Annotated in this window: 15 protein-coding genes; 8 read left to right on the top strand and 7 right to left on the bottom strand. The window is 74.3% G+C overall.

What is annotated here, in order from left to right:
* Positions 1–18: 18 nt before the first annotated feature.
* Genes ACFIF2_RS06555 through ACFIF2_RS06545 form a run of 3 tightly spaced genes read right to left on the bottom strand, consistent with a single transcriptional unit; the run spans position 19 to position 3,175 of the window.
* Positions 19–882, bottom strand: a complete 864-nt coding sequence (locus ACFIF2_RS06555) for a carbohydrate ABC transporter permease (protein WP_395571541.1) — start codon at positions 880–882, stop codon at positions 19–21.
* Positions 879–1,820 (bottom strand): carbohydrate ABC transporter permease, encoded by a 942-nt coding sequence (locus tag ACFIF2_RS06550; RefSeq protein ID WP_395571540.1) that lies wholly within the window; start codon positions 1,818–1,820, stop codon positions 879–881. The genes ACFIF2_RS06555 and ACFIF2_RS06550 overlap by 4 nt, the downstream gene beginning before the upstream one ends.
* Complete coding sequence (locus ACFIF2_RS06545) at positions 1,817–3,175, bottom strand: extracellular solute-binding protein (RefSeq protein WP_395571539.1); 1,359 nt, start codon at positions 3,173–3,175, stop codon at positions 1,817–1,819. The genes ACFIF2_RS06550 and ACFIF2_RS06545 overlap by 4 nt, the downstream gene beginning before the upstream one ends.
* A gap of 237 nt (positions 3,176–3,412) precedes the next feature.
* Between ACFIF2_RS06545 and ACFIF2_RS06540 the strand changes: the two genes are divergently transcribed.
* Genes ACFIF2_RS06540 through ACFIF2_RS06525 form a run of 4 tightly spaced genes read left to right on the top strand, consistent with a single transcriptional unit; the run spans position 3,413 to position 7,748 of the window.
* Positions 3,413–3,931 (top strand): toxin, encoded by a 519-nt coding sequence (locus ACFIF2_RS06540; protein ID WP_395571538.1) that lies wholly within the window; start codon positions 3,413–3,415, stop codon positions 3,929–3,931.
* Positions 3,928–5,112, top strand: coding sequence for an MAB_1171c family putative transporter (locus ACFIF2_RS06535; protein WP_395571537.1), 1,185 nt, complete (start codon positions 3,928–3,930; stop codon positions 5,110–5,112). Before ACFIF2_RS06540 ends, ACFIF2_RS06535 begins: the two co-directional genes overlap by 4 nt.
* A 31-nt stretch (positions 5,113–5,143) precedes the next feature.
* Positions 5,144–6,355, top strand: a complete 1,212-nt coding sequence (locus ACFIF2_RS06530; protein WP_395571536.1) for an MAB_1171c family putative transporter — start codon at positions 5,144–5,146, stop codon at positions 6,353–6,355.
* On the top strand, positions 6,345–7,748 hold the full coding sequence (locus ACFIF2_RS06525) for an FAD-dependent oxidoreductase (RefSeq protein ID WP_395571535.1): 1,404 nt from the start codon (positions 6,345–6,347) through the stop codon (positions 7,746–7,748). Before ACFIF2_RS06530 ends, ACFIF2_RS06525 begins: the two co-directional genes overlap by 11 nt.
* Before the next feature lie 47 nt (positions 7,749–7,795).
* Here ACFIF2_RS06525 and ACFIF2_RS06520 read toward each other — a convergent pair whose 3' ends face one another.
* On the bottom strand, positions 7,796–8,659 hold the full coding sequence (locus tag ACFIF2_RS06520) for an SMP-30/gluconolactonase/LRE family protein (RefSeq protein WP_395571534.1): 864 nt from the start codon (positions 8,657–8,659) through the stop codon (positions 7,796–7,798).
* Entirely contained in the window at positions 8,656–9,429 is a 774-nt protein-coding gene (locus tag ACFIF2_RS06515; RefSeq protein WP_395571533.1) for an IclR family transcriptional regulator, read from the bottom strand. Before ACFIF2_RS06515 ends, ACFIF2_RS06520 begins: the two co-directional genes overlap by 4 nt.
* Positions 9,430–9,570: 141 nt before the next feature.
* Between ACFIF2_RS06515 and ACFIF2_RS06510 the strand changes: the two genes are divergently transcribed.
* Entirely contained in the window at positions 9,571–10,164 is a 594-nt protein-coding gene (locus ACFIF2_RS06510; protein WP_395571532.1) for a hypothetical protein, read from the top strand.
* Between the two features lie 27 nt (positions 10,165–10,191).
* Here ACFIF2_RS06510 and ACFIF2_RS06505 read toward each other — a convergent pair whose 3' ends face one another.
* Positions 10,192–11,070, bottom strand: coding sequence for a RimK family alpha-L-glutamate ligase (locus ACFIF2_RS06505; protein ID WP_395571531.1), 879 nt, complete (start codon positions 11,068–11,070; stop codon positions 10,192–10,194).
* Positions 11,067–11,774 (bottom strand): FadR/GntR family transcriptional regulator, encoded by a 708-nt coding sequence (locus ACFIF2_RS06500; protein WP_395571530.1) that lies wholly within the window; start codon positions 11,772–11,774, stop codon positions 11,067–11,069. Before ACFIF2_RS06500 ends, ACFIF2_RS06505 begins: the two co-directional genes overlap by 4 nt.
* A 176-nt stretch (positions 11,775–11,950) precedes the next feature.
* Between ACFIF2_RS06500 and ACFIF2_RS06495 the strand changes: the two genes are divergently transcribed.
* From ACFIF2_RS06495 to ACFIF2_RS06485, 3 genes are all read left to right on the top strand, one after another.
* A complete protein-coding gene (locus tag ACFIF2_RS06495; protein WP_395571529.1) occupies positions 11,951–13,339 on the top strand; it encodes an SLC13 family permease in 1,389 nt (462 codons plus the stop codon).
* A 111-nt stretch (positions 13,340–13,450) separates the two neighbouring features.
* Positions 13,451–14,896 carry an acyl-CoA synthetase gene (locus ACFIF2_RS06490; RefSeq protein WP_395571528.1) on the top strand — a complete coding sequence of 482 codons (1,446 nt, stop codon included), beginning with the start codon at positions 13,451–13,453 and terminating at the stop codon, positions 14,894–14,896.
* A complete protein-coding gene (locus tag ACFIF2_RS06485; RefSeq protein ID WP_395571527.1) occupies positions 14,889–16,259 on the top strand; it encodes a carboxyl transferase domain-containing protein in 1,371 nt (456 codons plus the stop codon). The genes ACFIF2_RS06490 and ACFIF2_RS06485 overlap by 8 nt, the downstream gene beginning before the upstream one ends.
* The last annotated feature ends 89 nt before the right edge of the window (positions 16,260–16,348 follow it).

Raw genomic sequence — 16,348 nt, 5'->3', positions numbered from 1 at the left:
CGTACGGTGTCCGCGGGTTCACTGGCCGGCGAGGCCCGTGTGCGCCACGCCCGCCACGATCTGGCGCTGGAAGAAGACGAAGACGACGATCAGCGGCAGGCCCGCCATGAGGCCGCCGGCCATGAGCTGGGCCCACTGGATGCCGTAGGAGTTCATGACGGTCGCGATGCCGTTCGGCATGGTCATCAGGTCGGGGTTGTTGGTGACCATGTAGGGCCACAGGAAGTTGTTCCACGAGCTGATGAAGGTGAAGATGCCGACGGCCGCGAGCGAGGGGCGGGAGAGCGGCACGATGATCGTGAAGAAGACGCGCCAGCGGCCGGCGCCGTCGATGAAGGCGGCCTCCTCCAGTTCGCGCGGGACGCCCTGGAAGAACTTGTAGAGGATGTAGACCATCGCGGCGGGCGCGCACTGCGGCAGGATCATGCCCCAGTACGTGTCGACCATCCCCATCTGCTGGACGGTCGTGAACAGGGGGACGCCCAGCACGGCCGGGGAGATCATCAGGCCGGCCATCACCACGCCCATCAGGACGGACTTGCCCCGGAACTCGGTGCGGGCGAAGCCGTAGCCGGCCAGGGCGCTCACCACCAGCACGACCGTCGTCACGCACACCGAGACGACCAGGGAGTTGACGAACCAGTTGGTGATGTTGCCGGTCTCGAACAGGGCCGTCCACGCCTGGCCCGTCCAGTCCTCGGGCAGCCAGTGCGTCGGCACCTCGACGGCCTCGGTCTCCGACTTGAGCGAGGTGAACAGGGCCCAGGCGAGCGGGGCGAGGAAGACCGCGGAGACGGCCGTGCCCAGGAGGGTGAGCACGATCTGACCGGGTGACCAGGCCCGGCGGGTCCGGGTGGGCGTCGGCGCTGCGGCGGTGGTCATCGGCCGCCCTCCTCACGGTTGCGCAGCAGCCACATCCGGGCGAGGGCGACGGCCGCGATGAGCACGAAGAAGATGATGGAGATCGCGGAGGCGTAGCCCACGCGGTAGCTGGTGAAGCCCTGTTCGAGGGTGTACTGCACGAAGGTGCGGGTGGATTCCTCGGGGCCCGGCGTGAAGTCCTGCATCACCACGGCCTGGTCGAAGACCTGGAGCGAGGCGAGGATCTGCAGGGCGACGACGAGGCCGGTGATGTTGCGCAGCATCGGCAGCGTGATGTGGAGCATGCGGTGCCAGGCGTTCGCGCCGTCCAGCTTGGCGGCCTCGTACAGGTGGGCGGGGATGCCCTGGAGGGCGGCGAGGTAGAGCAGGAAGCTGAAGCCGACCGTCCACCACAGGGTGGTGATGACGACCGCGAGCAGGGCGTACGACTTGTCGGTCAGCCACGGGGTTTCGAGGCCGAAGACGTGGTTGACCATGCCGGTGCCGGGGTTGAAAAGCCACTGCCACAGGTTGGCGGCGACGGTGGACGGCAGCAGGAACGGCAGGAAGAAGCAGAGCCGCCACAGCCACTTGCCGCGCTCGATGTGGTGGGCGAGCAGCGCGAGGAGGAGGGCGAGGACCGTGATGCAGGGCACCACGAGCAGCGTGAAGTACGCGCTGTGGCCGAGCGCGTCCCACATCACGGGGTCCTGGAGGGCCTCGCGGTAGTTGTCCAGGCCGACGAAGCTCGCGCTGTCGCCGGAGATGTTGGCGTCGGTGAAGGAGAGGTAGAGGCCGCGCAGCAGGGGCCAGATCACGAAGAGCGCGAACAGGGCGAGGAAGGGGGCGACGAACCAGCCGCCGTGCTGGAAGCCCTGCCTGCGGCGGACGGTGGCGCCGGCCGCGGCGGTCCTCGCGCGGGCGGGGCGGACGATCGTCTCGGCGCTGGTCGTCGTCACGCGGCCGCACCTCCCTGCGCGGCGGTCATGCCGTCCATGGGGTTCTTCGTGCCGAGCAGGTCGGTGAGCGCGCCCTTCATGCGGCGGGCGGCGGCCTCCGGCTTCGCCGAGCCCGTCGTCGAGGCGACGACGGTCGGGCCGACGCGCTGGGCGAGGATGCCGGTGGAGCCGGCGAACCACACCTTGGGCTCGGTGGCCTGGTGGTCCATCGCCCCGGCGTACTCGCTCTGCGGCTTCAGCGCCTTGTACGCGGCCGTGGACAGGGTCGGCGTGTAGGCGGGGATGTGTCCGCCGGCCGCCCACTGCCGGGCGTGCCTGACGACGTAGGCGGCCAGCCGGTGCGCGGCCTCGTCGGCGGCGCCGCCGCGGCCCGCCTGGTGCGGCAGGACGAAGGCGTGCGACTCGGCGTGGGTGGCCTGCCGGCCGAAGACGGGCGGCAGCGGGGCCGCGCCGTAGTCGAGCTTCGCGCCGGAGAAGACCGGCACCGACCAGTTGCCCTCCCAGGCGAAGGGGGAGCCGTTGACGAACTGCTCGGCGCCCGCGCCGCCGCCGAAGCCGGGGTCGGCGTAGCCGTCGGTGATGTGCCGGCGCAGGAACTCCAGGACCTGGGCGGCCTTGTCGGTGTCGAAGGTGACCTCGGTGTTCCCGGCGTCGAACCAGGTGCCGCCGAGCTGGGTGTAGAAGGCGACGAAGAACCACCACTGGAAGTTCTGGTCGTTGTGCCAGAAGCCGATGGTCTGCAGGCCCTTCTTCGTGGCCTTGCGGGCCTCCTTGAGCACGTCGAACCACTCGTCGGGGGAGGTGACCGGGACCATCCGGCCGTCGGCGCCGAGCAGGCCCGCCTTCTTCAGCACGTCCTTGCGGTAGAAGCAGAGCTGGACGTGGATGTCGAGCGGCAGGGCGTACAGCTTGCCGTCGACGACGGCGCGCTTCCACAGCTCGGGGTTGAAGTCCGCCTCCTTCACGCCGTACTCGGCGAGCAGGCCGGTGTCCCAGGGGTCCAGGAGGCGGCCGGGCGAGAAGCCGGTGACCCGGCCCAGGTGCATGACGCCGAGGTCGGGCGCCCGGTTGCCGGCGGCCGCCATGGCGAGCTTGGTGTAGAAGGGGCTGCCCCACTGGAGGGTGGAGTCCTTCACGTCGATGCCGGGATGCTCCTTCCGGAAGGCGTCCAGCATCGCGATCATGTTGTATCCGTCGCCGCCGCTGAAGAGGTTCCAGTAGCTCACGCGGGTGTCCGAACCGGAGGCGAGCGCGTCGGCTCCGGTCCCGAGCGCCGCGAAGCCGAAGCTCCCGGCGACCGTCAGTCCGCCCGTCGCGGCGAGCAGTTGCCTGCGATTCAGGCCAGGTCGTCCCATGCCCTGCCCCATCTGTGCTCAGAATTGCTCAGAATGTGTTCGAGATTTCGACTCTCGCTCGTAACTTCGAACGGGACCGTAGGTGGGCCGCGCGTGCGCGTCAATGGTTCGGACAAGAACTCGGGGCGGGGACTTTTCGCGGACGGCCGGCCCGGCACATGAACTGGCCCGGACGGCCCCGGTCTTGGCATGCTGCACTGGTGACCGAGCGACGCCCAGGGGAACAGGGAGACAGCGGTGCGTACCAGGAAGGAGATGCGTCGTCTCGCTGACGCCCTCATCGACCCCATCCGAGTGCCGGTCCCGGCGGAGCCCGAGGTGCTGTTCGAGGCGCTCGTCGCCTCCGTCAGCGCCTGGCGGGGACGCGAGGTGCTCGTCCACCGGGCCGCCTTCCCGCCGCACACCGCGAGCGGACTGTGGCTGGAGCGCGAACACCACGACGACGTGGTCGTGGACGAGCGCGCCGCCGTGTGGCACCAGATCGTGATCCTCTGCCACGAGGTCTGGCACATGAGCCGCCGGCAGGCGGACGCCGACCCGGCCGGCGGGCGGCCGGTCGCCGCGCGCACCGACTTCTCCCTGGCCGAGGAGCAGGAGGCGGACCGCTTCGGCATGCTGATGGGCCGCCGGCTGCGCACCTGGCTGGAGGCGTCCACCGACTCGGTGTTCGCCGCGGAGGGCGGCGACCCCGACGACCCCCAGGACCTCGCCGGCCGCATCGGCGCCGCGCTCAACTACCGCGGGACCACGAGATGAACGGCCTGATCAACTACGTCAGCTGCGCGGTGCTGTGGCTCGGCCTGCTCGCGAAGGCCCCCGACCTGCTGCGCCACCGGCACGACCCGTATCTGCGGTCCCTGTGCGCGGTACTGGGGCTGGCCGGCCTCTGCTTCCTGCTCGGCGCCCCGCCGACGGTCGGCGCCGTCAACCGGCTCAGCGGCGTCCCCAACCTCGCGGCCCCGCTCACCTACGCGGCGATCACCGGGTACTGCGCCGCCTCCCAGGTGCTCGTCGTGCACTGGCGCGGCGGCCCCCGGGTGCGGCGCACGGCACGCCGCTGGATGACCGCCTACGCCGGTGTCGTCCTGGGCGTCGCGGTGCTCTTCGTCCTCGGTGACGCGCCCGTGGAACGTCGTACCGACCTGGACACGTACTACGCGGCGACCCCGTTCCTCGCCCAGATGATCGTGCTGTACCTGGTCGCGCACCTCACCGCGGTGACCGTCACCGCGGTGTCGTCGCTGCGCTGGGCGGGCCGGGTGCGGGGCGGGCTGCGGGTGGGCCTGACCCTGCTCGGCACCGGGGCGCTGTGCGGCGCCGGGTACAGCGTCGCCAAGCTCGTCGCGGTGGGCGGCCACTGGTCCGGACGCGACTGGTCGGCGCTCGGCACCGCCGTCGCCCCGGCCGCCGCCGGGCTCGGTGCCCTGCTCACGGTCGTCGGGGTGCTGGTCCCGCTCGTGGTGCCCCGGGCCGCCGAGTGGCGGCGGGCGCGGCGGACGTACACGCGGCTCGCGCCCCTGGAACGGGCCCTGGACGACCTGCTCACCCGCCGGCGGCAGCGGCTGCCCCGGCCCCGGTTCGCCTCGCCCACGACCCGCCTGGTGTGGCGCCAGACGAGCATCCACAACGCGCTGGGCCACCTGGACGCCTACTTCGACCGGGACCTGTACGACCGCACCCGCACCGGCGTGCTGACGGCGACGGGCGATCCGGAGCGGGCCGAGGCCGCCGCCTGGGCCGCGGTGATCACCGCCGCGGCCCGGCACGAGGCGGACCCGCGCGGGCCCCTGCAGCCCGGCACCGGCACCGGGCCGCGCCTCGACCGGGTACCGGGCCCGGCCGCCCTCGGCCGGATCGCCGACGTACTGGCCGGCCCCGCGCCGGTGCCGGCCGCCCATGCCGTACCGAGCGGCCGGACCCCGGCGGGCGCCGCGTGAGGCGGACCGCCGGCGAGGGGAGCCGGCCGGTATGAGCCTCGTCGTGTACCTCGCGGCCCTCGTGTTCGGGATGACCTCCGTCCTGCTGTTCCGCCGCCCGCGCACGGCCCTGCGCAACCCGCTGACCGTGTCCACCTGCGCGGCGATCGTCCTGGGCGCCCTGGTCTTCGTCTGCGCCGCCCCGGCCACCCTCGCCACCGTCAACGACCTCACCGGCGTCCCCAACTTCGGGGCCCCGCTGACCTACGGGATGCTCTCCGCGTACAGCTGCGCCGTGCTCGTGCTGCTGATCAACTGGCGGGGCGGCTCCCGCGCGCGGGTGCGGCGCCTGGTGCTGCGCGCCATGGCCGCCTACGGGCTGCTGGTGGTCGCCATCGTGGTGCTGTTCGCGCTCGCCGACGCGGACACGGAGCGGCTGACCGACCTCGACACGTACTACGCCGGCACCCCGTTCATGCGGGAGATGATCCTGCTCTACCTGCTCGGGCACACCGCGGCGATGCTGGTGATGTGCGCGGTCTGCGTCAAGTGGGGCCGCGAGGTGGGCGGCCTGCTGCGGACCGGGCTGCGGCTGATCCTGCTGGGGGCGCTGCTGGACGTGGTGGGTTTCCAGCTGACCAAGTACGCGGCGATCGGGGCCCGTTGGACGGGCCACGACCTCGACTTCCTCTCCACCACCGTCGCCCCGCCGATGGCCTCGCTGGCCGCGCTGCTGTGTTCGGCCGGGTTCGCGCTGCCGCGGCTGCTGCCGCCCGTGCTCGCCCACTGGCGGGGGCTGGGCGACTACCGGCGGCTGGAGCCGCTGTGGTCGCTGGTGGAGCCGGTGTCCACCGCACCCGCTCCCCCGACCGGCTGGTGGCAGCTCCCGCAGGCCCGGCTCCAGTGGCGCGAGGTGTCCATCCACGACGCCCTGCTCACGCTGGCACCGTACTTCGACCACCGGGTCCGTGAGCGGGTGCGGGACCGCGCGCTGCACGCGGGCCGCTCCCCCCACGAGGCCCGGCTGGCGGCGGAGGCGGCCATGCTCGCCGACGCCGCGCGCCGGGCCGCCGCCCGCGAGGAACCGCCCGGAGCCACCGGTACGTACCGGCTGCACGCCACCGAGGTACTGGGCCCGAGCGGGCTGGTGGAACTGGCGCAGGCGCTTCAGCGCCCGGCCCCCCGCACCGCCGCGTCCGACAGCGCGGCGCCGCGTTCCCTGACCGAGACCCTGGCCGATCCCGAGGAGCCCCATGTCGCGTAGAGCTGTCGTCGTCGGTGCCGGCCTGGCCGGGACACTGTCCGCGGCCGTCCTGTCCGCCGCGGGGGTGGACGAGGTGATCGTGCTGGACCGGGACGAGCTGCCCGGGGGGCCGGAGCACCGCCGTGGGCTGCCGCAGGGACGGCACGCGCATCTGCTCATGGCCGGCGGGCTGGACGTCATGGAGGAGCTGGTGCCGGGCGGGAGCCTGCGGGCGCGGCTGCTCGACGCCGGGGCCCACGAGATGTCCCTCAGCTCGGGCATGCTGGCCCGCACGCCCGAGGGCTGGCTGCGGCGCTGGCGGCGGGAGGGCCCCGTCATGGTCACCTGCACCCGGGCGCTGCTGGACTGGACGGTCCGGGACGCGGTCGTGGCGCACTGCCCGGTCGAGGTGCGCAGGGCGACGGCGGTCGGGCTGACCGGGTCCGCGGGCCGGGTGCGGGGGGTGCGGATCACGGAGCCCGGCGGGGACACGGACCTGGACGCCGACCTGGTCGTCGACGCGAGCGGACGCGGGACGCGGATCGTCTCCTGGCTGGACGGGCTCGGGCTGTCCGGCGTCCGGGAGCGGACCGTGGACTCGGGCCTCGTCAACGCCTCCCGCTTCTACCGGGTGCCGGAAGGCGCGGAGCGCTTTCCGCTGACGGTCGTGCAGGCCAACCCCTACGTGTCCCGGCCGGGCCGGAGCGCGATGGTCATGCCGGTCGAGGGGGGCCGCTGGCTGGTGAGCTGCGGCGGCTCGCGCGGCGGTGAGCCGCCGGCCGACCCGGACGGCTTCCTGCGGTACGCGCTCGGCCTGCCGGACCCGATCGTGGGGCGGCTGATCTCCGGCGCGGAGCCGCTCACCGACGTGCACGTGAGCCGGTCCACCAGCAACGTGCGGCGGTACCTGGAGAAGGCTCCGCGCTGGCCGGAGGGCCTCGTGGTCCTCGGGGACGCGCTGGCCACGTTCAACCCGGCGTACGGGCAGGGCATGTCGGTGGCGGCGTTCGGCGCGCGGGTGCTCCGCCGGGAGCTGGAGCGGGCCCAGGACCCCGCCGCGCCCGGCCTCGCCCGGCGGGTGGTGCGGGGCGCGGCGCGCTCGGTGGACGCGGCGTGGTCCATGGCCGTCGGCCAGGACGTCCTGTACCCGGGAGTGCGCGGCGGGCGGCCGGGCGTCGCCGACCGCGTCGCCACGGCGTACACGCGGCGCATGACGAGGGCGGCCACGGGGTCCTACGCGGCGGCCTCGGCACTCTGGGACGTCACCAGCATGCGTACTCCCGCGACCCGCATGTTCCGCCCCGACGCGCTCCTGGCCGCCCTCACCGGCCCCCCGCTCCCCCCGCCGGCCGACGCCCCGCTGACCGAGGGCGAGCGGAAGGTACTGCGCGGGCTCGACCGCACGGGGGCATGAGCCGGAGGGGGGCGTGAGCCGGAGGGGAGCCGGGGCGTCCTGGGTGGTCAGCCCGCGAACGCCGGCTGGGGCACCCCCCGGCCCGCGTCCGGGAGGACCAGGACCGAGCCCGCCAGCGGGTGCGGGGCCGGCAGGCCCACCCGGGCCGTGGTGACGTACAGGTCCCTCAGGCCCGGCCCGCCGAACGTGCAGGCGGTGACGCGCGGGACCGGCAGGGGGATCACCCGGTCCAGGTTCCCGGACGGGGTGTAGCGACGGACCGCGCCGCCGTCCCACAGGGCGACCCACACGCAGCCCTCGGCGTCCACGCACAGGCCGTCCGGGAAACCGGCGCCCTCCTCGACCGTGGCCAGGGCCCGGCGGCCCGAGACGCGGCCGTCACCGGGCGCGACGTCGAAGACGTCGATGCGGCGGGTCGGTGTGTCGACGTAGTACATCAGCCGGCCGTCGGGACTCCAGCCGGTGCCGTTGCTCACCGTCACGTCGTCCAGCACCGGGGTCACCGTGCCGTCCCCGGCGACCCGGGACAGCGTGCCGCCGCCGGGCGCCTCGTCGTAGCGCATGGTGCCGGCCCACAGCGCGCCGTCGGGGGCGACGGCGGCGTCGTTGGCGCGGCGGCCGGGGACGGGCTCCCGGTGCAGCCAGCGGAAGGTGTCGTCGGGGTCGAGCAGGCCGATCCCGTCCCGCAGGTTGAGGACGAGGCCGCCGCCCGCGCGGGGCTTCACGGCGCCCACGTGCTGCTCGGTGCGGCGGACCGTGCGCCGGCCGGTCGCCGGGTCGTAGGTGTGGACGCGGGAGTTCAGGACGTCGATCCACAGCAGGCGGCCCGTCGCCGGGTCCCAGGTGGGGCCCTCGCCGAGGGCCGCTTCGGCCCGGACGGCCACCTCGTACGCCGTACCGGTGGCCGTCATGCCGCGCTCCGGTGGCCGAGGCGCTCGGAGAGGTCGGCGGCGCCCTTGACGGCGAGCTGCTCCAGTTCGGCGAGGCGCTCCTCGCTCCAGCGGATCATGGGCACGGAGATGGACAGCGCGGCCACGACCCGGCCGGTGCGGTCGCGGACCGGGGCGGCCACGCAGGAGACGTCCGGGTTGGACTCGCGGTTCTCCACGGCGACGCCGCGCTCCCGGATTCCGGCGAGGGTCTCGCGCAGGGCGGCCGGGTCGGTGATGCTGTTCGGGGTCATCGCGGCCAGCGCGGTGCCGTCCGGGAAGCGGGCGGCCAGCTCCGGCTCCGGGAGGGAGGCCAGCAGCATCTTGCCGACGGACGTGCAGTGGGCGGGCAGTTTGCGGCCGGCCGCCGACACCATGCGCACGGCGTGCGTGGAGTCGACCTTGGCGATGTAGATGACGTCGGTGTCCTCCAGGATCGCCACGTGCACCGTCTCGTCGCAGGTCTCGGCGACGGTCCGGGCGACCTGCTGGCCCTCGGCGGCGAGGTCGAGGTGCTCGGCGTAGCGGGCACCGAGCTGGTACGGGCGCACGCCGAGCCGGTACCGTCCGGGCTGCCCGGTCACGGGGACGATGTACTTGCGGGCGGCGAGCGTGGTGACCAGCTCGTGCACGGTGGTGCGCGGCAACTGGAGCCGGCGCACGATGTCGGGGGCGGAGAGCGTGCCGTCCCCGTCCAGGAAGAGCTCCAGTATGTCGAGAGCCCGGGTCACGGCTGGTACGAGACGCCCCATGTCCGGCCCCCTCCCTGTCTGTGTTCGAGATTTCAACAAGCGGTCGGAATAGCGAACACAGGCTACTCACATCGCGTTTGCCGGGGCAATGGGCGAGCGCCCCCGCGATGCTCGCCCTCACCATGGGCCACGATGGTCCCCATGCCCACCGGACAGCGGCCCGCCGCCCCCTTCACCCCGCGCGACTTCCAGCTGGTGCTGCTGCGCCGCATGGCCGACCACAACCCCGGCCCGGTGGAGGACGCCCGCAGGGAACTGGGCGCCTCCCTCACGGACATGCGCGAGGCCAACAGGCGCTGGCAGGCGATGCTCCGCTCCCCGCGCTCCCGCTCGGCGGCCTCCCGGTACCGCTCGGTCCTGGGCGAGCCCGAGTCGGCGGCGCCCCGCAGGGTCGGCGACCTGGAGTGCGAGGCCCGGCAGTGGCGGCTGCCCCTCTGGCCGGACCTGCGCTTCGAGGTGCTCGTCGCCGACAAGGGCGTGGTCTGGAACGAGTGGCTGGTCCGTGCCCCCGGCGCCGAGGGGCCACGGCTGCGCACGCTGGAGGACCTGACGCCCTGGTCCTGCACGGTCGACGAGGCGGCCCGCGCCTTCGCTCCCGCCCGCCCGCTCCAGGGCTCGGCCCCCACCCGCTGGGGGCTGGCCTTCACCGCGCCCGACGCGCGGGGCGAACGGCACGAGGTGGTCGCGGAGTTCACGTGGGGCCTGCTCCAGCGCACGGCGGTCGACGCCCGCTGAACCGACGGCCCCAATGACCCGCCGGCCCTACCGACCCGCCGCGTCGAGCACCGCCTCCACCACCCGCGGCACCGACCGCTCGTGCAGCCACAGGAACAGGTTCGGCTCGACCAGTTCCAGCTCCATCACCAGCGGCTCCCCGCCCTCCCCGGCCACCAGGTCGACGCGGGCGTACAGCAGTTCCGGGCCGTCCGGCACGGCGGCCAGGGCGCTCTCGGCGACGGCGAGTTCGGCCGCGGTCGGGGTCCAGGGCTCCAGCCCCGGATGCGCGACCTTGCGCGCGTCGTACGGCGTCCCGGGCGTCAGGACAGCGCCCTTGCGGCTCGCGTGCAGCGGGCGCCCGCCGACGAACTGCAGCGCCCGCTCGCCGGCGGTGTCGATGCCGCGCACGTACGGCTGGACCATCGCCGTGAAGCCCTCGGCGTGCATCCGCTCCACCTGCCGTACGGCGGTGGCGTGCTCGTCGGGCGTGTAGCGGGCGGCGAAGCGGGCGCCGGCGCCGGAGGCGGGCTTGACGACGTACTCGTGGTCGTCGGGGAGGCCGACCGGCTCGCCGGGGGCCGTGTAGCGGGTGGGGACGGTGGGCACCCCGGCCGCCACGAGGTCGCCGAGGTAGCGCTTGTCGGTGTTCCACCGCACGACGGGGGCCGGGTTGGCGAGCCGCGTGAGCTTGCCGCACTCCTCGGCCCACGCCGTGAACGCGTCCGCCCGCCAGCTGTAGTCCCAGGTGGAACGGATCACGGCGAGGTCGAAGGAGGCCCAGTCGACGCCGTCGTCGTCCCACACCTCGGCGGACGCCTCCGCGCCGGCCGCCTCCAGCGCCGCCACCAGCACCGGCAGGTCGCGGTCGACGCTGACCCGCGGCCCGGGTCGGCAGGTGACGAGGGCTATGCGGGGCCCGGTCACCGCTCCCCCTCCGGATCCCAGTCCAGCAGCCGGACCTTGGCGACCGTGCGGACGTGGCGGCGCATCGCGGTGGCGGCCTGCCGGGGCTGCCGGGCGGCGACGGCGTCGAGGATGTCCCGGTGCTGGGCCAGGGAGCGGCCGGGGCGGCCCGGCTGGCGCAGGGACTCGGTGCGGCTCTCGGCGATCTGGTGGGCGATGGAGCGCATGAACTCGGCGAGCAGGCTGCTGTGCGCCGCCGCCGTCACCGCCGCGTGGAACAGCCGGTCGCCCTCGACGCCGTGGCCGCCGCCCTCGATCTCCTCGGCCATCACGTCCAGCGCGGACCGCATCGCGGTCAGGTCGTCCTCCGTGCGGCGCTCGGCGGCGAGTTCGGCGAGCTTGGTCTCCAGCGCCTCGCGGGCCTCCAGGACGTCCGGGAGCCGTCGCCGGCGCTCGACCATGTCCTCCACGGGCTCGACGTCGAGGCTGTCGCGGACCAGGTACGTCCCGCCGCCGTGCCGTGCCTCCACCAGGCCCTGGACCTCCAGGACGACGATCGCCTGCTTCACCGAGGCGCGGCTGACGCCGAGGCGCTGGGCGAGGTCGCGTTCGGGCGGCAGCCGGTCGCCGGCCCGCAGGCCGCCGTCGGTGACGTACTGGCGCAGCCGCTCCAGCACCTGTTCGTACAGGCGCCGCTTGGTCATGGGGCGCAGGGCGTCGGTCACGGAGTCCCCCTCTCGCCGGGAGCGTAACACCGGGCAGCCAGTGGCCGAGTGGCTCAGCCAATTCCTGCGCGACCCCTTGACGCCGGACCGGGGCGGGCCCACGCTGACCGACCAACCCCACCGTCCAAGTGGCTCAGCCACTCGTCCACTCAGGCCAGCCCGTCGGGAGCCCCCGCATGTCCCCCGAACTCGTCTCGATCCTCGTCCTCGTCGTGGTGTTCGTCATCGCCACCACCCGTTCCGTCAACATGGGCGCGCTCGCCTTCGCCGCCGCCTTCGGGGTGGGCACGCTCGTCGCGGACCTCGACGCGGACGGCATCTTCGCCGGCTTCCCCGGCGACCTGTTCGTCGTCCTCGTCGGCGTCACCTACCTGTTCGCCATCGCCCGGGCCAACGGCACCACCGACTGGCTGGTGCACGCGTCGGTCCGGCTGGTGCGGGGGCGGGTGGCGCTGATCCCGTGGGTGATGTTCGCGCTGACCGGCGCGCTCACGGCGATCGGCGCGGTCAGCCCGGCCGCCGTCGCGATCGTCGCGCCGATCGCGCTGAGCTTCGCCACCCGGTACGCGATCAGCCCGCTGCTCATGGGCACGATGGTGGTGCACGGCGCGCAGGCCGGCGGCTTCTCCCCGATCAGCATCTACGGCTCGATCGTGAACGGCATCGTCGAGCGCGAGGGGCTGCCGGGCAGCGAGGTCACCCTCTTCCTCGCCTCGCTGATCGCCAACCTCCTCATCGCGGGCGTGCTGTTCGCGCTGTTCGGCGGGCGGAAGCTGTGGGCGCGGGGGTCGGTGGCACCGGAGGACGACGGCACCGTGCGCGAGGGGCCGGAGCCCACCGGTGCCGGCACGGCCACCGACGACGACCCCGGGGCCGGGTCCGGGGTCGGGTCCGGGGCCGGGTCCGCCGGCACCGCCCCCGCCGCGGTCGCCGTCCGCCCCGACCAGGCCGCCGACGCCGGCCCGCGCCTCACCCCCGCCCGCGTCGCCACCCTCACCGCCCTGGTCGCCCTCGTCGTGGCCGTCCTCGGCTTCGACCTGGACGCGGGACTGACCGCCGTCTCGCTCGCCGTCGTGCTGAGCACCGTCTGGCCGGACGACAGCCGCCGCGCGGTCGGCGAGATCGCCTGGTCCACGGTCCTGCTGATCTGCGGTGTCCTCACGTACGTCGGCGTCCTGGAGGAGATGGGCACCATCACGTGGGCCGGTGAGGGCGTCGGCGGCATCGGCGTCCCGCTGCTGGCCGCCGTACTGCTCTGCTACATCGGCGCCCTCGTGTCGGCCTTCGCCTCCTCCGTCGGGATCATGGGCGCGCTGATCCCGCTGGCGGTGCCGTTCCTCGCCCAGGGCGAGATCGGCGCGGTCGGCATGGTGGCGGCGCTCGCGGTGTCGGCGACGGTCGTGGACGTCAGCCCGTTCTCGACCAACGGCGCGCTGGTCCTGGCCGCGGCGCCGGAGGTGGACCGCGAGCGGTTCTTCCGGCAGCTGATGGTCTACGGGGGGATCGTGGTGGCGGTGGTGCCGGCGCTGGCCTGGCTGGTGCTGGTCGTGCCGGGTCTCGGGTAGGACCACGTGAGACGTCCGGTGGACGTGAGCGGCGGCCGCGACCGCCCCGCACCAGCCAGGATCAGTTCGCACCAGCCCGCCTCAACTCGTATCAGCCAAGGAGTACGACGCGTGTCACCTCTCTTCCCCGCCCTCACCGGCGCCCCGTCCGGCCGGCCCGCCCTGCGGTTCGGCGAGCGCTCACTGACGTACGCCGAACTGGCCGCCGCGGCGGGTGCCACGGCCGGACGGATCCGGGGCGCCGGACGGGTCGCCGTCTGGGCGGCACCGGCGATGGAGACGGCCGTCGCCGTGGTCGCGGCCCTGCTGGCCGGCGTTCCCGCCGTGCCGCTCAACCCCAAGTCCGGCGACAGGGAACTCGCGCACATCCTGTCCGACAGCGAGCCGTCGCTCGTCCTGGCACCCCCGGGCGCCGGACTCCCGCCCGCGCTGGACGCGCTGGAGCGGATCGACGTCGACGTGCGCGCCGCCGGTCCCGTCCCCGAGGACCACGCCGGTGACGAGGACGCCGCCCTCGTCGTCTACACCTCCGGCACCACCGGCCCGCCCAAGGGCGCCGTCCTCCCCCGGCGCGCACTGGCGACGACCCTGGACGCGCTCGCCGACGCCTGGCGGTGGACCGGCGACGACGTGCTGGTGCACGGGCTGCCGCTGTTCCACGTGCACGGCCTGGTGCTCGGCGTCCTCGGCCCGCTGCGGCGCGGCGGATCGGTGCGGCACCTGGGCAGGTTCTCCGCCGAGGGCGCGGCGCGGGAGCTGAACGACGGCGCGACCATGCTGTTCGGGGTGCCGACGATGTACCACCGGATCGCGGAGGCCCTGCCGGACGACCCGGAGCTGGTGAAGGCGCTCGCCGGGGCCCGGCTGCTGGTGTCGGGGTCGGCCGCGCTGCCCGTGCACGACCACGAGCGGATCGCCGCCGCGACCGGGCGCCGGGTGATCGAGCGGTACGGCATGACCGAGACGCTGATGAACACCAGCGTGCGGGCGGACGGCGAGCCGCGCGCCGGGACGGTGGGCGTGCCGCTGCCGGGCGTGGAGCTGCGGCTGGTGGAGGAGGACGGCACACCGATCGCGGCGCTGGACGGGGAGAGCGTCGGCGAGATCCAGGTGCGCGGCCCGAACCTGTTCACCGAGTACCTGAACCGCCCGGACGCCACCGCCGCCGCCTTCACCGAGGACGGCTTCTTCCGCACCGGCGACATGGCGGTGCGCGACCCCGACGGGTACGTCCGCATCGTCGGCCGCAAGGCCACCGACCTGATCAAGAGCGGCGGTTACAAGATCGGTGCCGGCGAGATCGAGAACGCGCTCCTCGAACACCCCGGGGTGCGCGAGGCCGCCGTCACCGGGGAGCCCGACCCGGATCTCGGCGAGCGGATCGTGGCGTGGATCGTGCCGGCCGACCCCGCCTCGCCGCCCGCCCTCGACGTGCTGGCCGACCATGTCGCGGGCCGGCTCGCCCCGCACAAGCGGCCCCGGGTCCTCAGGCACCTCGACGCGCTCCCCCGCAACGACATGGGGAAGATCATGAAGCGGGCGCTGACCGATGGGTGAACGGCTGTCCGCGCGCGGGTTCCTCGCCCTGCTCACCGACGACTTCACCGAACTCCCGCACCCCGAGGGGTCGTCGCCGCCCGACGGGCCGCTCGGCTGGCAGGGCTACGACGCCGCCCGCGCCCGCGCCGCCGAACGCACCGGTGAGAGCGAGTCCGTGGTCTGCGGGACCGGGCACGTGGACGGCGTCCGGGCGGTGCTGCTCGCCTTCGAGTTCGGCTTCCTCGGCGGCTCGCTCGGCCGCGCGGCGGGCGACCGGCTGGTGGCGGCGTACGCCCACGCGCGCGAACACCGGCTGCCGGTCGTGCCGTTGGTCGCCACCGGCGGCAGCCGGATGCAGGAGGGGATGCTCGCGCTGACCCAGCTCCAGCGGGTGGCCCGGCAGTCCGCGCTCACCCGCGAGGCGGGGCTGGCGCAGATCGCCGTCCTGCGGGACCCGGCGACCGGCGGCGGCTGGGCCACCCTGGGCGCGGGCGCCGACGTGGTCCTCGCGCTGCCCGGCGCCCAGGTCGGCTTCGCCGGGTCCCGGGTCCGGCCGCCGGACGCCGACCCGGCGGCGTACACGGCCGAGGCGCAGGTGGCGGCGGGCAGCGCGGACGCCGTCGTGCCGGCCGGGGAGCTGCGGGCGACGCTGGGCCGGTGGCTGCGGCTGCTGACGGCCCCGTCGGGCGAACCGGCACCCGTGCCCGAGCCGCTGGGCGCGCGGGACCTGCCGGCCGACGGCTGGGACGCGGTCCGGCGGGCCCGCTCCCCGCGGCGCCCGCGCGCCCGGGCGTACCTGGACGCCTACTTCACCCACCGTGTGGCCCTGTCCGGCGACCGCTCGGGAGGCACCGACCCGGACGGCATGCTGTGCGGCTTCGGCGAGCACGCGGGGCGGACGGTCGCCTACGCGGCGCAGACGGGGACGGCGACCAGGCCCGCCGGGTTCCGCACCGCCACCCGGCTGGTCCGGCTCGCGGACCGGCTCGGCGTCCCGGTGCTGACCCTGGTGGACACGCCGGGCGCGGCGGGCGACGCGGAGGCGGAACGGCAGGGAGCGGGCGCGGCGATCGCCGGGCTGTTCGAGGCGGTGGCGTCGGCGCGTACGCCCGTGACCACGCTGGTGATCGGCGAGGGCGGTTCGGGCGGGGCGCTGGCGCTGGCCGCGCCCGGCCGCACCTGGGCCACGCCGGACAGCTACTTCTCGGTCATCGCGCCGGAGTCGGCGGCGGCGATCCTGAAGCGGCCGCCCGAGGAGGTGGAGGCGACGGCGGACCAACTGCGGCTCAGGCCACAGGACTTGGCGGAGCTGGGGGTGATCCGAACAGGCGATCAGTTGTTCCCTGGAACAGGTGATCGTCGCTCAGAAGAGCGTATGTGACTGCAGAGACCACAGATACTTACGTTGTGCGAGCGACGGGCTGCAGACCGTAGTCGACGCACATGTCCCAAGCAGTAGGTCCCACCCAG

The organism is Streptomyces sp. BK79, assembly GCF_044142145.1.
Lineage (GTDB): Bacteria > Actinomycetota > Actinomycetes > Streptomycetales > Streptomycetaceae > Streptomyces.
Note: the sequence above shows the minus strand (reverse complement) of the source record. Positions and strands in the feature narration are given on the sequence as shown.

Coding starts and splice junctions, on each gene's coding strand:
- ACFIF2_RS06515 (WP_395571533.1), bottom strand. CDS start 9,429: ATGGGGCGTCTCGTACCAGCCGTGACCCGGGCTCTCGACATACTGGAG.
- ACFIF2_RS06520 (WP_395571534.1), bottom strand. CDS start 8,659: ATGACGGCCACCGGTACGGCGTACGAGGTGGCCGTCCGGGCCGAAGCG.
- ACFIF2_RS06555 (WP_395571541.1), bottom strand. CDS start 882: ATGACCACCGCCGCAGCGCCGACGCCCACCCGGACCCGCCGGGCCTGG.
- ACFIF2_RS06545 (WP_395571539.1), bottom strand. CDS start 3,175: ATGGGACGACCTGGCCTGAATCGCAGGCAACTGCTCGCCGCGACGGGC.
- ACFIF2_RS06485 (WP_395571527.1), top strand. CDS start 14,889: ATGGGTGAACGGCTGTCCGCGCGCGGGTTCCTCGCCCTGCTCACCGAC.
- ACFIF2_RS06495 (WP_395571529.1), top strand. CDS start 11,951: ATGTCCCCCGAACTCGTCTCGATCCTCGTCCTCGTCGTGGTGTTCGTC.
- ACFIF2_RS06525 (WP_395571535.1), top strand. CDS start 6,345: ATGTCGCGTAGAGCTGTCGTCGTCGGTGCCGGCCTGGCCGGGACACTG.
- ACFIF2_RS06535 (WP_395571537.1), top strand. CDS start 3,928: ATGAACGGCCTGATCAACTACGTCAGCTGCGCGGTGCTGTGGCTCGGC.
- ACFIF2_RS06530 (WP_395571536.1), top strand. CDS start 5,144: ATGAGCCTCGTCGTGTACCTCGCGGCCCTCGTGTTCGGGATGACCTCC.
- ACFIF2_RS06510 (WP_395571532.1), top strand. CDS start 9,571: ATGCCCACCGGACAGCGGCCCGCCGCCCCCTTCACCCCGCGCGACTTC.